General features: G+C 68.7%; 13 protein-coding genes. 2 read left to right on the forward strand and 11 right to left on the reverse strand.

Annotated features, from left to right (window positions below; all coding sequences use genetic code 11):
- Positions 1 to 103: 103 nt before the first annotated feature.
- Positions 104 to 1231 (forward strand): alpha-hydroxy acid oxidase, encoded by a 1128-nt coding sequence (locus tag ABL308_03530; protein ID XBQ16953.1) that lies wholly within the window; start codon positions 104 to 106, stop codon positions 1229 to 1231.
- A 21-nt stretch (positions 1232 to 1252) separates the two neighbouring features.
- Here the strand turns inward: ABL308_03530 and ABL308_03535 are convergent, their stop codons facing one another.
- The 9 genes from ABL308_03535 to ABL308_03575 all read right to left on the reverse strand — a co-directional run bounded on the left by ABL308_03535 (position 1253) and on the right by ABL308_03575 (position 13695).
- Positions 1253 to 2131: an isoaspartyl peptidase/L-asparaginase gene (locus ABL308_03535; GenBank protein XBQ16954.1), complete on the reverse strand. Its 879-nt coding sequence runs from the start codon at positions 2129 to 2131 to the stop codon at positions 1253 to 1255.
- Positions 2128 to 3396: a cyanophycinase gene (locus ABL308_03540; GenBank protein XBQ16955.1), complete on the reverse strand. Its 1269-nt coding sequence runs from the start codon at positions 3394 to 3396 to the stop codon at positions 2128 to 2130. The genes ABL308_03535 and ABL308_03540 overlap by 4 nt, the downstream gene beginning before the upstream one ends.
- An 11-nt stretch (positions 3397 to 3407) precedes the next feature.
- A complete protein-coding gene (gene yfcC, locus ABL308_03545) occupies positions 3408 to 4889 on the reverse strand; it encodes a putative basic amino acid antiporter YfcC (GenBank protein XBQ16956.1) in 1482 nt (493 codons plus the stop codon).
- Between the two features lie 92 nt (positions 4890 to 4981).
- Complete coding sequence (locus tag ABL308_03550; GenBank protein XBQ16957.1) at positions 4982 to 7819, reverse strand: TonB-dependent receptor; 2838 nt, start codon at positions 7817 to 7819, stop codon at positions 4982 to 4984.
- Between the two features lie 449 nt (positions 7820 to 8268).
- Positions 8269 to 9183, reverse strand: a complete 915-nt coding sequence (locus tag ABL308_03555; protein XBQ16958.1) for a 2-oxoglutarate and iron-dependent oxygenase domain-containing protein — start codon at positions 9181 to 9183, stop codon at positions 8269 to 8271.
- The gene (locus tag ABL308_03560; GenBank protein ID XBQ16959.1) at positions 9180 to 10046 is read right to left on the reverse strand and encodes a ribokinase; all 867 of its coding nucleotides are present in this window, start codon (positions 10044 to 10046) and stop codon (positions 9180 to 9182) included. The genes ABL308_03555 and ABL308_03560 overlap by 4 nt, the downstream gene beginning before the upstream one ends.
- A gap of 7 nt (positions 10047 to 10053) precedes the next feature.
- On the reverse strand, positions 10054 to 10992 hold the full coding sequence (locus tag ABL308_03565; GenBank protein XBQ16960.1) for a nucleoside hydrolase: 939 nt from the start codon (positions 10990 to 10992) through the stop codon (positions 10054 to 10056).
- A gap of 10 nt (positions 10993 to 11002) precedes the next feature.
- The gene (locus ABL308_03570; protein XBQ16961.1) at positions 11003 to 12226 is read right to left on the reverse strand and encodes a NupC/NupG family nucleoside CNT transporter; all 1224 of its coding nucleotides are present in this window, start codon (positions 12224 to 12226) and stop codon (positions 11003 to 11005) included.
- Positions 12227 to 12360: 134 nt separating this feature from the next.
- Positions 12361 to 13695, reverse strand: a complete 1335-nt coding sequence (locus ABL308_03575) for a M24 family metallopeptidase (GenBank protein ID XBQ16962.1) — start codon at positions 13693 to 13695, stop codon at positions 12361 to 12363.
- A 100-nt stretch (positions 13696 to 13795) separates the two neighbouring features.
- On the opposite strand from ABL308_03575, the gene ABL308_03580 reads away from it, so the two are divergent.
- Entirely contained in the window at positions 13796 to 15361 is a 1566-nt protein-coding gene (locus tag ABL308_03580) for a DUF2252 family protein (GenBank protein ID XBQ16963.1), read from the forward strand.
- A gap of 19 nt (positions 15362 to 15380) precedes the next feature.
- On the opposite strand, the gene bchJ is transcribed toward ABL308_03580, so the two are convergent.
- Together bchJ and bchE are read right to left on the reverse strand one after the other, a co-directional pair.
- Positions 15381 to 16004: a bacteriochlorophyll 4-vinyl reductase gene (bchJ, locus tag ABL308_03585; GenBank protein ID XBQ16964.1), complete on the reverse strand. Its 624-nt coding sequence runs from the start codon at positions 16002 to 16004 to the stop codon at positions 15381 to 15383.
- A gap of 4 nt (positions 16005 to 16008) precedes the next feature.
- Positions 16009 to 17658, reverse strand: a complete 1650-nt coding sequence (gene bchE / locus ABL308_03590) for a magnesium-protoporphyrin IX monomethyl ester anaerobic oxidative cyclase (GenBank protein ID XBQ16965.1) — start codon at positions 17656 to 17658, stop codon at positions 16009 to 16011.
- Positions 17659 to 17689 lie beyond the last annotated feature (31 nt).

Below are 17689 nucleotides of genomic sequence, written 5' to 3' on the forward strand. Positions count from 1 at the left end.
CGGTCACAGATCCCGCTCCATCTTCCCCCCTCTGGATGCGCCGGGGCTGAGCGCGTATGGCTGAGGCCGGCGCGCGGGCGCCGGGCGGAGACGGGGCGAGCGCTTGAAGGACATCGTGTCGATCGAGGATCTGCGTGCGCGCGCCCGGCGCAGGCTGCCGCGCATGGTGTTCGACTATATCGACGGCGGCGCGGAGGACGAACGCACGCTCGCAAACAACACCGAGCGCCTGCGCGCGCGGGAGCTGGTCTGGCGGGCGCTGGTCGACGTCTCCGTGGTCGACACGTCGATCTCGGTGCTCGGCGCGAAGAGCCCCACCCCCTTCATTCTGGCGCCGACCGCCGCGCAGCGCCTGTTTCATCCGAGGCTGGGCGAGCTCGCCGCGGCGCGGGCGGCGCATGCGCATCAGGCGATCTATGCGGTCTCCACCCTGGCGACCCAGCCGGTCGAGGCGATCGCCGAGGCCTGTCCGGGTCCCAAAGTCTTCCAGGTCTATGTCTGGCGCGACCGGGCGCTGGTCGAAGGCGTGCTCGACCGGGTCAGAAAGGCGGGCTTCACCGCGCTCGTGCTCACCGTGGACGCCCCGGTGGCGGGCAAGCGCGAGCGCGATCCGCGCAACGGCTTCTCCCTGCCGGTGAAGATCAACCGCAGGACGCTCGGCCAGGCGCTGGCCCGGCCCGGCTATCTGATCGATCTGGCGCTTGGCGGACCGGCGAAGCCGTCGAACTTTCCCCATGCGGGCGGGGGCGACGTGATGGACCTGATCGACCGGCAGTTCGACCGGTCGGTGACCTGGGACTACGCGCGCTGGCTGAAACAGGCCTGGGGCGGGCCGATGGCGATCAAGGGGATGGCCAGCCCTGACGACGCGCGCCGCGCGATCGACAACGGGGCGGACGCGGTCTGGGTCTCCAACCATGGCGGCCGGCAGATCGACACCGCACCCGCCAGCATCGACACCCTGCCCGCGATCGCAAAGGCCGTCGGCGGTCAGGCCGAGGTGATTTTCGACGGCGGGGTGCGCCGCGGCTCGGACATCGTCAAGGCGCACGCTCTCGGCGCTGACGCGGTGGCGGTCGGCCGGGCCTATCTCTACGGCCTCGCCGCAGGGGGCGAAGCGGGCGTCGACGCGGCGATCAGGATCCTGCGCGAGGACGTCGAACGCACCCTCGCCCTGCTCGGCCGCCCCACCCTGTCAGGCGTCGACGACAGCGTGCTTTTCAGGCCCTGACCGGCCGGGCCGTGGCCCTGATCACACCACTGCGGCGAAGACCGGACGGTTTGATCCCGCCGCGGCGCGTTTCATGCCCGGCGAGTTCCAGGCGAAGACGACCTCTCCTGTCCGGGTGATCGCGATCACCCCGCCGTCTCCGCCGTGGCGCGCGACGCCGGCCAGCATGGCGTCAGCGGCCGATTTCGCGTCCGCGCCGCCATAGCGCATCCGCGCGGCCATATCCCCCGCCCCGCCGGCCAGGATGAAGGCCTCGCCCACGCCGGTGGCGGAGATCGCGACCTCGCCGTCCGCCCATGTGCCCGGTCCGATCAGCGGCGTGTCGCCGACCCGGCCCGCGCGCTTGCCGAACGTGCCCCCGGTCGAGGTGGCCGCGGCGAGCCGGCCCTCGCGGTCCAGCGCCACCGCCCCGACCGTGCCGTGCGCGGCGGCCTTCGGATCTTCGAAATCGGCGCGTTCAACCCCGTCGGGCACCCGGTAATAGGCGGCCGGGTCGGCGACCAGCGCCAGGCCCTGCTCGCGGACGAACGCCATCGCGCCCTCGCCCGCCAGAAGCACGTGCTCGCCCGCCTCCATCACCCGGCGTGCGGCGCCGACCGGATGGACGACGTCGCGCACGGCGGCGACCCCGCCCGCCTTCATCGCCGCGCCGTCCATGATCGAGGCGTCGAGCTCGACATACCCGGCGGTGTTCGGCGCGGAGCCGCGGCCCGCCACGCACAGCCCTTCGGCTTCGAGCGCCTTGACTGCGGTCTCCACCGCGTCGAGTGCGGAGGCCCCGGCCTTCAGTGCGGCGGCGCCTTCCTCGGCGAGGCGCCTGAGCTGGGCTTCGGCGCGGCTGTAATCGCGGCCGGGCTTCACGCCCGCCCCGCCGTGCAGCGCGATGGCGTAAGGGGTCATTGAACATCCTCGTCTGAAATCGGGGTGACGGTCAGGCGCACCGGCGTGATGTCGAAATCGACCGCGAAGGCTGAAAAGCGCGCCGTTCCGTCCTCGTCGCGGCCCCAGAACCCGGCCGAGGCGCGGCCCTGGGTGAAGCGATAGACGACGCCGGTCTCGCCGGAAAACGACACCCGCTCGACTGCGCTGGAGGCTGCGTTGTCCAGAAGCGCGTCGCCCAGAACGGCGGTCAGCGTGTCGCCGGACACCGCCATGCCGCCGCCGGAGACGACGGCCTGGTCGTAGTACTCGTTTCCGACGGTGGGCGCCTTGTAGTCGGGCACATGCACGTCCAGACCCGTGGCGCTGATCCTGTCGCCATGGCTGAGCAGGTGAAGGTGAACGCCCTCGATCCGCGCTGCGCCGGCGACAGGGGTCTGCCGGGCCTGCCGCGCGTCGAGGATCGTCACCGCGCCGGCGCCCAGCGCCTCGATCTCACCACGGGCGAGATCGACGATCATCGCGGTGTTCTCGTCCACGCCGAAGCCCATGCGCAGGGACTCGTCGATCGACACGACCGCGCGCGCCAGCCGTCCCAGCCGGGCGCGCTCGCCGAAATGCTGGTCGGTGACGCCGTAGGGAAAGAACCCGAGCCCGCGGGCGAGCACCAGCCGGTCGGTCTCCGGCGCCGCCGCCCCGTCCGCAAGGCCGATGGGCGCTTCCAGCAAAGCCGGCAGGGTCTCGCCGCGCACGATCATCACCGGGCTCATCATCGCCGCGCCCGCGCTGGTCCCGCCGATGACCGCACCGTTCGCGAGCCGCGCGCGGAGCGCTTGCAGCATCGGCGTGTCGCGTCCGTCCGCTTCGATCAGCGCTTCGGCGATGCGGGCCTGATCGCCGCCGGTGAACCAGATCCCGCCTGCAGCCTCGATCTTGGCGATCTCATCGGCGTCGCTGGCGTTGTCCGCCCAGCTGCTTTCGTCCACGCCGTCAGTGTCCGGATCGTCCATGACGGCGAGATCGACCCGGACGATATTGTCCGCCTTTACGCCGTAGCTCTGCAGCGCCCGGGCGAAATCGTCCGCCGATCCGGACGGATAGCCTGAAGCGGTGGGCAGGATCGCAAAGCGCGCGCCGGGTCCGCCGGCCGCTGCGATGAAGGCCTCGAACACGGGCTGGTTCGCATCGTCGAGCGCGCCGCCGGCGATGACCAGCGTGCCCGGCTCGGCCGACGCTGCGCCGCCGAGCGCGATTGCCGCCGCGCCGGCGAGAAGGAAGCGTGTCATGATCGTCCCTTTCACGAATACCCGATCGCCTGGGCGATCAGCACGAAGGCGCTGGCGAGCGCCATGAGGGCCAGCATCGGCTTCCAGACGAAACGCACCCAGACCGCCCAGTCGAGGCGCGCCGCGGCGAGGCATCCCATCAGCGCGGCGCTGGCCGGCACGATGATGTTGGTCAGCCCGTCGCCGAGCTGGAAGGCGAGCACGGCGGTCTGGCGCGTCACCCCGGAGAGATCGGCCAGCGGCGCCATGAGCGGCATGGTCAGCGCCGCCTGGCCCGAGCCCGAGACCACCAGAAGATTGATCGCGCTCTGGCTTGCGTACATCCCCAGCGCCGCCATCCAGTCCGGCAGGGCGCCGGTCAGCTGGCCCGCCCCGTGAAGCGCGGCGTTCAGAAGGCTGGGTTCGGTGGGATCGTCGCCGCCCAGCAAGATCACCACCCCCTTGGCCGCAGCCACGATCAGGGCGGCGGGCAGAAGCTGCATCGCGCCCTCCCTGAAAGCGCCGACCAGATCGTTGCCGGTCACCCCGCCGAGGCCGAACACCCGGCCGATGATCGCCGCGGCGAGCCCGATCGCGAAGAACTGCGCGGCGATCTCGGCGAGGTAATAGCCTTGCGCCGCCACGCCCCAGGCGATCCAGACGACGCCGAGGCCCAGCACCGCGAGCACGAGATAATCGCCGATCGAGACCGGCGTCGTGTCCTGATCGAGCGCCTTTTCCCGGCTGCGCCAGTAGGCGTCGGATTTATGCGCCAGCGAGCCTTCGGGATTGAGGCGCACCTTGCGGGCGTAGGCGTAGGCGAAACTCGCGCCCAGAACCGTGAACACCGTCCACATCGCCACCCGGAAGCCGAGCCCTGACAGGGCGGGCAGATCGGCGATCGATTGCGCGACGACGACCGAGAACGGGTTCATCCAGCTCGTCGCAAACCCGATCTGGGTGGCGGCGTAGCAGGCCACCACGCCGGTGATGGAATCATATCCCGCCCGGATCAGCGCAGGCACGACGATCAGGCACAGCACGATCGCCTCCTCGCCCATGCCGAACACCGCCCCGCCAAGCGAGAACACGACGAACAGGATCGCCACCAGCATGTCGGACGGCTTGTCGTGGTTGGACAGAACGCCTTTGAGGATCCGCTCGAGCGCGCCGGTGCGCATGATGATCCCGAACGCGCCGCCGACCACCAAGAGGAAGGCCATGAGTCCGACCGTGGCCGAATACCGGTCCCCGGCGATGAGGCCCTCGAACAGGAAATTAAGAAAGCCCGGATCCTCGGCCGTGCCGAAGACCGGCGCGGGGTCGGGCCTGCCTGAGGACGTATAGCTGCCCGGATCGATGCGCGCGCGCTCGCCCTCGGCCGTCGGCGCGAGCTCGAAGGAGCCGGGTGTGAACACGAAGGTGGCGGCGAAGGCGAGCACCGCCACGGTGAACAGGATGAGATAGCTGTCGGGCAGGCGCGAGGCCTTGCCCGCAGGATCGGGGGTCGCCATGGATCAGGTCTCCGAAGACCGGCGCAGAACGTAACGGGCCGCGGCGCGAACCATGCCCCGCCGCGGCCCGTGCTGACAAACCGGCGTCCGGCCTAGAAACCGTAGCGCAGACGCAGGGTCACGTAGCGCCCGAGCGCGTCGTGATTGATCAGGTCCACGTTCGAGCCCGAACCCAGCACCAGCGGCGGTTCTTCATCCAGCAGGTTGCGGATGTTGAGCTGGATGAAGGTGTTCTCCGCAAAGTCATAGCTGAGATTGGCGTCGACCACGAACCAGGAGTCCACGTCCACCTCCGCGTCGGCGGGCAGGCCGACCGCGTCCAGCGTGCGCGGGCTGGGATCGTCGTCATAGCTCGAGGTGTACCGCCCCGTCAGCGAGGCGCGCCACACGTCGCTGGTCCAGCGCACGGTGGCGTTGGCCAGAAGCTCGGGATAGCGGAAATCGCCGGCCAGCTGCTCGACCGGAGAATTCACCGAAGCCCGGCGTTCGAAGTCCAGAAGGTAGGTGGCGTCGAACAGGAAAGCGAGATCGCCGCCCAGCACGTCGTCGAAATACTGGGTGTAGCTGAAGTCGAGCCCGCTGGTCTCCTGGTAGCCCAGATTGGTGATCTGGAAGTGCGCGTCGGTGACGAAGCCGCTGCGGACCTCCACGCCCGGCGTGCCCGTCGGCAGCAGGCCTTCGCCGGTCACCGCGAACTCGCCGGCCAGCGCGCGGCGGATGAAGTCCTCCTCGTCGATGCCCACCAGGTCCTCGTGGCGGATCGTCCAGTAATCGAGATTGATGTCGATGTTCGAGGTCGGACGGAACAGGACGCCCGCGCCCCAGGTCTCGGCGTTCTCAGCGCCCAGATCAGGATTGCCCACGTCTTCGGACAACAGCGAATTGCCCGACGCGCTCGCATCGCCGTCGCAGGCCTCTGGCGTTTCCGCGCAGTCCACCGTGTAGGACGACAGCAGCACGCCGGCGCCGGACTGGGCGAGCGAGGGCGCGCGGAAGCTGGTCGACCAGTTGGCGCGGAAGATGAGGTTTTCCAGCGCCTCGTAGCGGACCGCGACCTTGGGATTGAAGTCCCCGCCGAAGCCTTCGTAATCGTCGTACCGGCCGGCCAGCTGCAGATCGAGCCGGTCGGAGAGCGGCACGTAGAGCTCGCCGAACACCGCCCAGACGTCGCGCTCGGCGTCCACCCTGGTGGAGGAGAAACCCAGCACCGGCTCGGGATTGTCGATCGTGGCCACCGCGACGCCCGACGGCGTGTCGGTGACTTCCTCGCGCCGGAATTCCGCGCCGACCGCGGCCTTGATGGTGCGGCCGTTGAAGTCGAACAGGTCGCCGGTCGCGTTCACGTCCAGGCCGAACATGCGGCTCTCGCCGTTGCGCTCGGCCTCGGTCTCCAGAAGTTCTCTCAGACCGTCGGGCTGGTTGGTCTGGCCGCCGAACGGGTTGTACCACAGCGTGGTCTTGCCGACGTCCTCGCAGGTGTCGCCGATGAAGCTCGCCGAAGGACGGCCGAGATCGACGTCCCAGCGGTCCACCGTCGTACCGTCCGAACACAGATTGCCCAGATTGGCGTTGTAGAACGCCTCTGAGATCACCAGCCCCGACACGCCGCGCTGGGTGCGGTCGTTGCCGCCGTAGAGAAGCCCCGTCTCCAGCGTCCAGCCGTTCTCGAAATCGTATTCGAAGCCGGTGGTGAAGCGGAAGCTTTCGCTCTCCACCTCGACCGCGCGCGGGTCGAGCAGCTTGCCCCAGGCGAAGATCGGGAAGCCGTAGAAATCGGTGAAGTCGACGACCCCGCCGTCGGCGACGATGTCGGCCTGCAGCGCGGCCGGCCAGTTGGGGTTCTCCGGATCGATCGGCGCGCGCGAGAAGTTCGCCGGCGAGCCGGTGCCGCGGCTGTCTGAGGTCTGATAGAGCAGCTCGTTGAAGATCTTCAGGCGGTCGTTGACCTGCCAGTTATGGACGAACAGCCCGCCCACGCTCTCCAGCTCGTCGGAGATCGACACGAAGTCGTTCACGTCCACTTCGCAGAACTCGCCCAGCGGGCCGAAGCCGAACTGGTCGGCCGGGCAGCCGCCGTCGGCGGGCTCTTCAGTCTGGTCGAAGCTCTGGAAGAAGTTGTCGAAGAAGCTGGGATAGAAGCCCTGCTGGCTGGGACGCACGCTGTCCTCGGTGAAGGACCGGTCGCGCTCGTAGAACGCGTTGCGCTTGAAGTAGTCCACCACGGCGGTGACGTTATGGTCGCCGAACTGCCGGCCGATGATCGCATTGACGTTGAGCTTGCCTTCGTCGGTGTCGGCGGTCGAATTGCCGTAGCTGAAGGTGATCTCCTGGCCCTCGTAATCGTCGCGGAGCACGTAGTTCACCACGCCCGCGACCGCGTCCGCGCCGTAAAGCGCCGAGGCGCCGTTGGGCAGCACCTCGACCCGCTCCACCGCCGACAGCGGAATGGCGTTCACGTCGATAAAGCTTTCCTGGCCGTTGGCGAAGGCGGCGACATTGGCCCGGCGGCCGTTGATCAGGGTCAGCGTGGCGCTGGTCCCCAGCCCGCGCAGCGAGACGCCGGCCGCGCCCACCGGCGTGTCGCTCGAAAGCGGCCCGGCGGTGGAGGTCGAGAAGGTGCCCGACCCGCCCGCGGTGATGGTCAGATCGCCCAGCAGATCGATGATCGAGGTGGCGCCGCTGTCTTCGATGTCCTGGCGGTCGAGCTCGTAAGCCTGCACCGCGCCGTCGAGATCGAGCCCGCGAATGCGCGAGCCGACCACCGTGATGGTGTCGCGCTCGGCGACGCCGTCGGCCTGTTCGCGCGCGGTTTCGTCAGCTTCGGTGTTCACCGGCTCTGCGTCCTGCGCGAAGCCGGGCGCGGCGAGCGCGCCGGCGGCGAACAGCGCGGCGATGACGCCGGCGACGTGGTTCTTGTGGTCCTTGGTCATGGTCCGTCTCCTAAGCTCCGTCCGCCGCGCCCTGCAGGCGTCGTCGCGGACAGGTCCCCTGTCGTTCTTGATGAGAGTCTTTCGGGACGGACGGCGCGGGCGAGACTTCAGCCCGGAGGCGCGGTTATCGCGGCGCGGGCGGATCAGCGTCCGGGCGCGCGCGACATCGCTCTGGTTTCACGTTTGAAACGCTGCGCTGGCCCGCCCTGGTGTCAGGCGGGCCGCCGCCGTCCGCAAACCGGGGCGGCGCTTATTCGTTGAACCAGTCGGTGAGATGAAACTGAACCGACCGGCGCACGAGAACCTGATGGATACCAGCCATGCGGTCTCCTGAGCACAGACCTCAAGGCTAAGTCGCCATCGGCCCCGCTGACAAGGGGTCCAGAAGACGCCGGCGAGCGGCGGTGCACGCCATGTTGCGGTTTGGTGACAGAGGGCGGCGCCCGCCCCTACCCGTCCTTCAGCCCGATCGCGCGAAGGCGCTCTTCGAGGAACGCGCCCGCGCTCACAGGCGGTTCGGCGCGCTCGGGGTCGAGGCCCGGCACGGGTTCGAGCATCACGTCGGAACGCGGCTGGACGAAGAAGGGCATGGAGTAGCGGCTGACGTTCTCGCCGGCCGGATTGACCACGCGGTGGGTGGTCGCGGGCAGGTCCCCGCCGGTGATCCGGGCCATCATGTCGCCGGTGTCCACCACCAGATGGCCGGGCGCGTTCATCACCGGCAGCCAGCGCCCGTCCCGGTCGAGGATTTCAAGCCCCGCGCCCTGGGCGGCGACCAGCAGCGTGATGAGGTTGATGTCCTCATGGGCGGCGGCGCGCACACAGCGCGGATCGGCGCCGTCGGGCACGGGCGGGTAGTGCAGAAGCCGCAGCAGCGAGGTGCCGCCCTCCACCCGGCTGGTGAAATAGTCTTGCGGCAGATCGAGCCCGTCCTCGATCGCGTGAAGGATCGTCCGGGCGCTGTCCATCAGCCGGTCGAACAGCGCAAGGATCGTCTCGCGGAAGGCTTCGGGCTCATCAGGCCAGACGTTCGGCGCTTCCCTAGCGCCGGTCTCGTGGCCGATCTGGAAGAACTCCTTGAGGTCCGGCGCGTCGGTGTCCTTGGCGTGCTCGCGGCCGAAGGGCGTATAGCCGCGCAAGGCGCCGGCCGCCTTCATCTTCTCGGTTTCCGGAAGGGCGAAATAGGCCGCGCAGACCTCGTAGGCCTGGGCGATGTCGGCCTCGCTCAGCGCATGGCCCTCCACCGTCACGAACCCGGTGCGGCGCAGGGCGGCCACGAAGGCCTTCCCGAAGCTGCGGCGGCCGGGCGCGTCGGCGTTCGTGTAGTCCGAAAGGTCGAAATGATCGATCGCGGCGCGGGTCATGAGCGGGCGTCCAGAAGCGCGTCGACCTCGGCGCGGCGCGGCAGGGCCGTCTGCGCGCCGGGCCGTGTGGTGCTGGCTGCAGCGGCGGCGCAGGCGAAGGCCAGCGCGCGGTCAGGGGCCATGTCCTCGATCAGCGCGACGGTGATCGCGCCGGTGAAGGCGTCGCCTGCGCCGGTGGCGTCGACTACGTCCACCTTTGGCGGGGCGGCGCGGGCGATCTCGACGCCGTCTTCAAACAGTACCGCGCCGCGCGCGCCCAGCGTGATCGCGACCCGCCCGCCCGCGGCCAGCAGGCGATCGCGGCCATAGACCGCGGCTTCGGTCTCGTTGACTACCAGAAGATCGGCGCGCGCGATCAGGCTTTCGGGCACGGGGCCGGCGGGGGCGAGATTGATCACGACGAGCCCGGTGCAGCGCTGCGCGGCGGCGTCCAGCACCGCGGCGGGGACTTCGAGCTGGCCGATCAGCGCGCCCTCGATCGTCCCGGGCAGGTCGGCGATCGTGAGCGTGGCGTTCGCGCCGGGCGCGACGACGATCTGATTGTCTCCGCTGGCGTCGACCGCGATCAGCGCGACGCCCGTCGTCTCGCCCTGGACGGCGCGGCAGAGGCTGAGATCGGCGCCGTCTGCGCGCAAAAGCGCCAGCGCCGCCTCGGCCTCGGCGTCGTCGCCGGTGCGCGCGATCAGGCGGACCTCCGCGCCCAGCCGTCGCGCGGCGAGCGCCTGGTTCGCGCCCTTGCCGCCGGGATGCTTGGCGAAGGCGCCGCCCAGCACGGTCTCGCCGGCCTCGGGCAGGCGCGCGCACGTGGTCACGAGATCGAGATTGACCGAGCCGCAGACATGGATCGAAACCGGGGTCACCATCGTGTCCTCACAGACGCTCCATCCGGTCGACCAGAAGATCGAACAGGGCCGGCGCGTCGAGCCCCGTCACCCAGTTCACGTTCGCAGGCTTTCCGCCGAGCAGGTGCACGTCCACCGAAGTGTGCCCGCGGGTCAGCCCGTCGCGCGTGTCCACGCTGACATGAGCGGGCCGGGCGGTGAACAGATCGGGCGCGATCAGGTATCCGATCGTGCACGGATCGTGCAGCGCCGCGCCTTCCGCGCCGTAGATCTCGCCGTACACGCCGTTGACGTGCTCGACCATGTCCGCGGCGACGCGCGGCGCGGCGTGATCGGCGCGCCTGAGCCGGTCCAGCCGGTCCGGCGTGCAGCGGATCTGCAAGGTCGCGTCGAGCCCGATCATCGTCACCTTCGCGCCCGCGTTCAGAACCACATGGGCGGCGTGCGGATCGGCGTAGATGTTGAATTCGGCCGAGGCGGTGATGTTGCCGCCCGCCTCGCGCGCCCCGCCCATGACGACGATCTCGTCGATCGCCTCGATGAGGTGCGGGGCCTTGACCAGCGCCATCGCCGCATTGGTCATCGGACCGGTGAGCACCAGCGTGATCGAGCCCGGTTCGGCGGCTTCGAGCGTGTCGCAGATGACATCCACCGCGTGCCGGGTCTCTGGCGGGCCGTCGGGCGCGGGCAGCTCGGCGGCGCCCAGGCCTGTCTCGCCGTGAATGTGCTCGGCGAAGACCGGATCGAACACAAGCGGCCGCGGGCAGCCGGCGTAGACCTTCAGATCGCCTCGCCCGGCCACGGCGAGCACGCCTGCGGCGTTGCGCGCGCAGGTCTCGACCGGGACGTTGCCGGCCACGGTCGTCACGGCGATGAGATCGATCGCCTCGGGCGCGCCCAGCGCGGCCATCAGCGCGATGCAGTCGTCGACGCCCGGATCGCAGTCGAGAAGGACCCGGCGGCTCAAGTCGTCATCCTCATGGCAGGAACAACGCACCCGCGATCGCTGCGCTCATCAGGTTCGACAGCGAGCCGGCCAGCACCGCGCGCAGGCCGAACTTCGCGATCTCCCCCATCCGGTCGGGCACCAGGCTGCCCAGCCCGCCCAGAAGGATGCCGATCGAGCTGAGATTGGCGAAGCCGCACAGCGCGATCGTCAGGATCGCCTGACTGCGCGGGGAGAACGCCTCGAGGTTCTGGGTCAGCGTGATGTAGGCGATGAACTCGTTGATCACGAGCTTCTCGCCCACGATCGCGCCGGCGGCCTGCGCCTCGGCGACGGGGATGCTGAGCGCGATCATCAGCGGGGAGAACACGAAGCCCAGAATGCGCTGGATCGTCAGCCCCTCGATCCCGGCCATCCCGCCGAGCCCGCCCAGAATCCCGTTCACCAGCGCGATCAGCGAGACGAAGGCGATCAGCATCGCGCCGATGTTCAGCGCCAGCCACAGACCGTCCTTGGCGCCGACTGCAGCCGCCATGATGACGTTGGCGTGCCGCTCGTCCTTCTCGCGCGGTCTGACGAGGTCCTGGGGTTCGTCGTCCTTGCCCTCGTCGGGCATGATGATCTTCGCCATCAGGAGGCCGCCCGGCGCGGACATGAAGCTCGCGGCCAGCAGATATTCCACGCTGACCCCGAGCTGGGCGTAACCGGCCAGCACCGTGCCGGCGACCGAGGCCAGCCCCGAGGTCATGATCGCAAACAGCTGCGGCTTGGTGATGCCCGCCAGATAAGGCCGCACGATCAGCGGCGCCTCGGTCTGGCCCACGAAGATGTTCGCCGCCGCGTTCAGCGAGGCCACGCGGCCCGTGGCGAGCAGCTTGTGCAGCAGCCAGCCCACGATGCGGACCACCCACTGCATGATCCCGACATGGTAGAGCACCGCCATCAGGGCGGCGAAGAAGATGATCACCGGCAGGACGTTGAGCGCGAAGCTGAACCCCACCTCGGAGACCAGCGGGCCGAACACCATCTCGATGCCGGCCCTGGCGAAGCCGAGAAGCTCGTTGACCACCTGCGACATGGCCGCGAGCGCGGCGCGGCCTGCGGGCAGATAGAGCACCAGCACCCCGATGCCGATCTGCAGCCCCAGCGCGGCGACCACCACGCGCAGGCGGATCTTGCGCTTGTTGGTGGAGAACACGAACGCGATGAACAGCAGCAGGAAGCCGCCGAAGACGGCGATGAGGTTTTCGGACATCAGTCTCCCCCTCGCGTGCCCGGCGCACTTTCCCCGCCCGGTCCGCGAAATCCCGTCCTTGCGCAGCCCGCAAGGCCCGGCCCTCTTCCTACGCCAGACCGCCGGATTGTTCCATACGTCCGCGGCAGGCGTGATCAGGGGGCGGACGGTATCACGATGAGTTCGGTCTGCCGTCCGTCGAGATAGCGCACGGTCCGCCCATCGAAGATCGCGTCCTTCTCGGAGCGGAAATCGACGCGCTGACCGCCCCATTCGGGCACTTCGGAATAGCTCGTCAGCTCGATCGCCCAGGCGGTGTTCGGACGGATCGGCCCCGCCCCGCGCGGATCGGCGTCCTGATTGTCCCAGAACCCGATCGCCGGGCCTGCGCCATGGCCGTAAATCCCGATCGGGTGGGTGTAGATGGACGGATCGAGCCCTTCGGAGATCGCCTGTGCGCGGGCGCGGGCGAGGATTTCGTTGCCGCTGAGCCCGGCCTCGAACTTCTCAAGCAGGATGTCCTGCACCCGGTTGGTCGCTTTCAGCCCGGCCACGAGCCCGGCCGGCGGTTCGGTCTCGCCGGGTTTGAGCACATAGGCGAGCTGCTGGGTGTCGGTGCTGAGCCGCAGGTAGGTGATCCCGAAATCGGTCCAGAGCAGATCGCCCGGCTCGATCACCACGTCCCCGCCCAGCATGCCGTCCGCGCCTTGGCGCTGGATCCCCACCGAGGGGTGAAACCACGGCTGAAGGCCCAGCCGCGCAGCCTCCTCGCGATACCACCAGACCACGTCGTCGGCGGTGGTGACGCCCGGCGTGATCACCTCAGCCGAAAACGCGCGCGCCATGATCTCATGGGCGATGCGCACGACGCCGGGATAGAGCGCGATCTCGCCGGGCGTGCGGGTCTGAAGCCAGCGCACCGCCAGCCCTTCGCCGGAGACGAGGCGCTCCTGATAGCTCTCGGGCAGCGCCGCGCGAAGCGCCGCGTACTGGCTCGCCGTCATGCCGTCGCCGAAGGCGGTGAGGTCTGAGATGTTGATCGCGATCGTCTCCGGATCACGCTCGGCGACGATGTCGGCGACGGCGGCCCACTGATCGGGCTCGATTTCAGGGTCCCAGGCCGGTTCGAACAGACCCGCGAGCCCGTAACGGCTGACCGTCAGCCGCTCCACCGCCGCGCCTTCGCCCGGATCGTGGAAGACCAGGATGGTCCGCCGGCGCGCATGCATGGAGCGCGCGTCCAGCATGCTGGCGACCACCGGCTCCTCGAAATACTCCCGCGCCATCAGGATCCACATGTCCACGCCCTCGGCGCGCATGATCTCCGGCGCGAGCGTGTCCAGCCGCTCGGCGAGGATCCGGTCGATCACCTCGGCCCGCTCGCGCAGCGGCAGCACGCCGGGCGCCTCGTCCGCATGCGCCGCAGACACGGCGGCGGTCAGAGCCAGCAGGACAGCGAGGGCGGGGCGCAAAGCGAGGTGAAAGGTCATGACCCCCTTTCTAGCGCGTGAGCGCGCAGCCGGGAAAGCCGGACCGGAACGGCGCCGGTCCGGGCGCGTTCGCTGGCGTGAGCCCGAGAAGGATCGCGCCATGGCCGCCCAGACCAAACGCAAGTCGAAGTCCGCGTCGAAATCCGCCGCGAAGAAGTCGACCTCGAAGTCGTCGGCGAAAAGCCGGTCCTCGCGATCGGCGTCGAGCCGATCCGGTCAGACCACCCGCACGCGCAGCGCAGCCGCGAAGAAAAAGGCCGGCGCGCGGCCCGAGGCCGAGCGCGAGGAGACCGACATCCAGTCCTCCTGGAAGGCCGAGGGCCGGACCGAAGCCTTCGCCGATCTCGCAAAGCGCATCGCGGCGGGAGAGCCCGTCGTTCCGCCCGCCCAGCTCACCGGTCAGGCCCGCCGCGAGCATGTCCGCGCCACCCTGCGCGAGGATCACGCCTCCAGGATCGAGCAGCGCGATCACGGCGCGCGGCGCAAGTTCGACGAGCTGGCCGGGGACGTCTTCAAGTTCTTCCGCGGCACGGCGCTCCTGTTTTATCGCGACATGGCCGGGCAGGACGCGAGCATGCCCACGGTGATGGCGCTGGGCGACGTGCACCCGGAAAATTTCGGCGTCATGCCCGACCGGCACGGCGCGCCGATCTTCGGGGTCAATGATTTCGACGAGACGATCTATGCGCCCTTCACCTGGGACCTCAAACGCGGCGCGACCGGGTTCTGGATCGCCGCCGCCTATGAAGGCGGGCTGAAGCGCAAGAAACGGCGCAAGATCATCAGGAAATTCGTCAAAGGCTATCTCGAGGCCATGCGCGGCTTCGCCGACCGGGCCACCGAGAAGAACGCCGACTACCGCATGCACAACTCCCCCGACGTCGTCGAACGCCTGTTCGAGGAAGCGTGCGAGGGGCGCGCGGAATGGCTGGCGGACGATTATCTCGACGAGAACGGCCGGGGCTTTCGCGCCAATGACGAGCTGCAGCCGATCTCCGCGGAGATCGACCGGTTTCAGGACGCCGTTGACCGGCTGGCGAAATCCAAGCATTTCGACCGGCCCGACCGCGCGGGCGAGCTCAAGGTCAAGGACGTCGCCAAGCGCCACGGCCAGGGCACGGCCTCGCTCGGCCTGCCGCGCTATTACGTGCTGATCGAAGGCCCCTCGAAAGACGCCACCGACGACCTCATCATCGAGTTCAAGCGCGCCCGGCGCTCCGCCCTCGAGGGCCTCGTACCGCCCTCGGACTTCCACGCCGGGGAAAAGGCCGACCGGATCGCGCACGGCCAGGCGGTCCAGCTCGCCCATGGCGACGTCTTCTACGGCGCGGTTGAGATCTACGGCGAAAGCTTCATGACCCGCGAGCGCGCCCCGTTCCGCGAGGACATCGATCTTGACGAGCTCAGCGACAAGACCTGGAAGAAATACGCGAAGGTCTGCGGCGCCGCGCTCGCGCGCTCGCATGCGCTGTCCGACGAGCTCGGCCAGCTCGATTACGACATCGAGCCGTCCATCGTTCAGGCCGCCGCGCCGGAAAAGCTCTTCATCGCCGACATGGTCCGCTTCGCCGAGGAAGCCGCCGACCGGCTCGAACGCGACCACGCCCTGTTCTGCGAAGACCATGAGGCCGGCGCCTTCGACACGGTGGACATGATCTACCGGTGAGGGCGGCTCGGGGCGCGCCTCACACGGCGATCTCGAATCGGCAGGCGTGCGCGCCGTCATGGCCGCAGCGCGTGTGACGGACGACCGCGCGCGGGCTGACGAGCGTTTCGAACAGGGTCTCCAGCACGCCCGCATGCCAGACGCAGCCGGGCATCGCGAGCGGGTTGCCCGCGATCTCCAGCGTCGCCGGCCGGCCCGGCGCGGTCGTGCACACGCCCGAGCCTGCGAACGTCCAGGCGTGCTTTCGCACCGCAGCCAGCAGGATCGGCGCGGCGAGGCGGCCGGGCAGGAGTTTCAGGATCGCTTGTGCGAAGCGCGGAATGCGATGGGCGAGAATATAAGCGCCCGTCAGCCGTCCCGCGCGATGCGCGACCGCCAGCGCCTGATCGCGCGGCAGAAGGTCAAACAGCGCGTCGAACAAAGCGCGGGGGATCTGCTCGTCGATCATCGCCGAAGGCCGCTCTTCGAGCAGAGCGCCGAGCTCGGCCCGGGCGAAGACCGCGCGCGCCAGCGCAGGCCCGCCCGCTTCGATCAGCGCGGTTTCGGTCTGAAGGACCGAATTGGGCCCGATCAGCCCCGCCGGCCGGGTTTCAGCCGCCGTATCGAGGCCGGCGGCGCCGGCCGGGCTGAGATCGAGCGCCATCGCCTCACCGCGTGTCGATCAGGGTGGCCCGCGCGCCGGGCTTTTCCGCCGGTTTCATCTGCTCGGTCCCGCCGCCGCAGGCCATGACCGGTTCGGGATTTTCAGACAGACGCCGCGCGCGCTTGATCGCCGCCTTGTCGGCGTTCGCCTGCCAGTCGTCGATCTGGGCCGGAGCGATCTGGCGGGTGCGGTCGAAATTGAAATTGACCGTCTTTTTCGACTGCGGACCCCAGTAGTTCGCCTTGCCCAGATCGTAGAACTGACGCTTGAACCCGGCTTTCAGGAACGCCTTCAGACAGCCCAGCAGATAGCGGCGCCGGAACCCGGTCCCCCGCCAGGGGTAATGAAACAGCGCCTTCTGCATGTAGAAGCGGCGATAATTCTTCATCACCCCGTTCAGAAGCTCGCCGCGCTCCATCGCCTCGGGCTTCATGATGGGGGTGACGAAATTGTACTTCTCGAAGTCGAAGATCTCGACCTTGTCGCCGAGCGCCTGAAACAGCGGCGTGAACGGCCAGGGCGTGTACATCGCCCAGTTCGCCAGATCGGGCTGCCAGTCCCAGGCCATGCGATAGGTTTCTTCCAGCGTCTCCTCGGTCTCGTTGTCGAGCCCGACGATGAACTGGGCCTCCACGAAGATGTCCGCTTCGCGCAGCAGCCGGATCGCTTCCTTGTTCTCCTCGACCTTGGTTTCCTTGTTGAAGGTGTCGAGCTTGAGCTGGGCGGCCGCTTCGGTGCCCAGCGAGACATGCACCAGCCCGGCCTCGCGGTAGAAGCTCAGAAGCTCCTTGTCCCGCATGATGTCGGTGACGCGGGTGTTGATGCCCCATTTGATCTTGTCGGGCAGGCCGCGATCGATCAGCTCCTGGCAGAACTGGATGAATTTCTTGCGGTTTATCGTCGGCTCCTCGTCGGCGAGGATGAAGAACCCGACCCCGTGTTCGTTCACCAGATGCTCGATCTCGTCGACGACCTTTTTGGGATCGCGCACCCGGTAATCCCGCCAGAACTTCCACTGGCTGCAGAAGCTGCAGGTGAAGGGGCAGCCGCGCGCCATGTTGGGAATGGCCACCTTCACCCCGAGCGGGACGTAGATGTACTTGTCCCATTCCAGCAGCGACCAGTCGGGCTCCAGCGTGTCGAGATCCTTGATCGTCGGCGCGGCTTCGGTGGAGACGATCTGTTCGCCGTCGCGGAAGGCCAGCCCCTTGATGTCCCAGCGCGCATGCGGCCAGGCGCCCTCGGCGATGGCGGTGACGAGATTGAGGAAAATCTCCTCGCCCTCGCCGCGCACGATGACGTCGATCCAGGGCGCTTCGGACAGCACCTGCTTGAACATGAACGTGCCGTGGATGCCGCCGAGAACCCGCACCGCGCCGGGCACGGTCTCCTTGGCGATCTCCAGCACCCGCTCGGCGGTGTAGATGGACGGGGTGATCGCCGTGGTCCCCACCACGTCGGGCTGAAGCTCTTCCATCTTCGCGCGCAGATCGGCGTCGCTCAGATGGTTCGTCATCGCGTCCAGGAAGTGGATGTCGGTATACCCGGCCCGCTTCAGCGGCCCGGAAAGATACGCCACCCAGGCCGGCGGCCAGCTGCCCGCGATTTCCGCACCGCCCGAGTGATAGTTCGGGTGAATGAGCAAGATTCGCATGGCTGGCCTCCCCGGCGCGTACGGGGCTGTC

It is taken from the genome of Oceanicaulis sp. (assembly GCA_040112665.1).
GTDB lineage: Bacteria > Pseudomonadota > Alphaproteobacteria > Caulobacterales > Maricaulaceae > Oceanicaulis.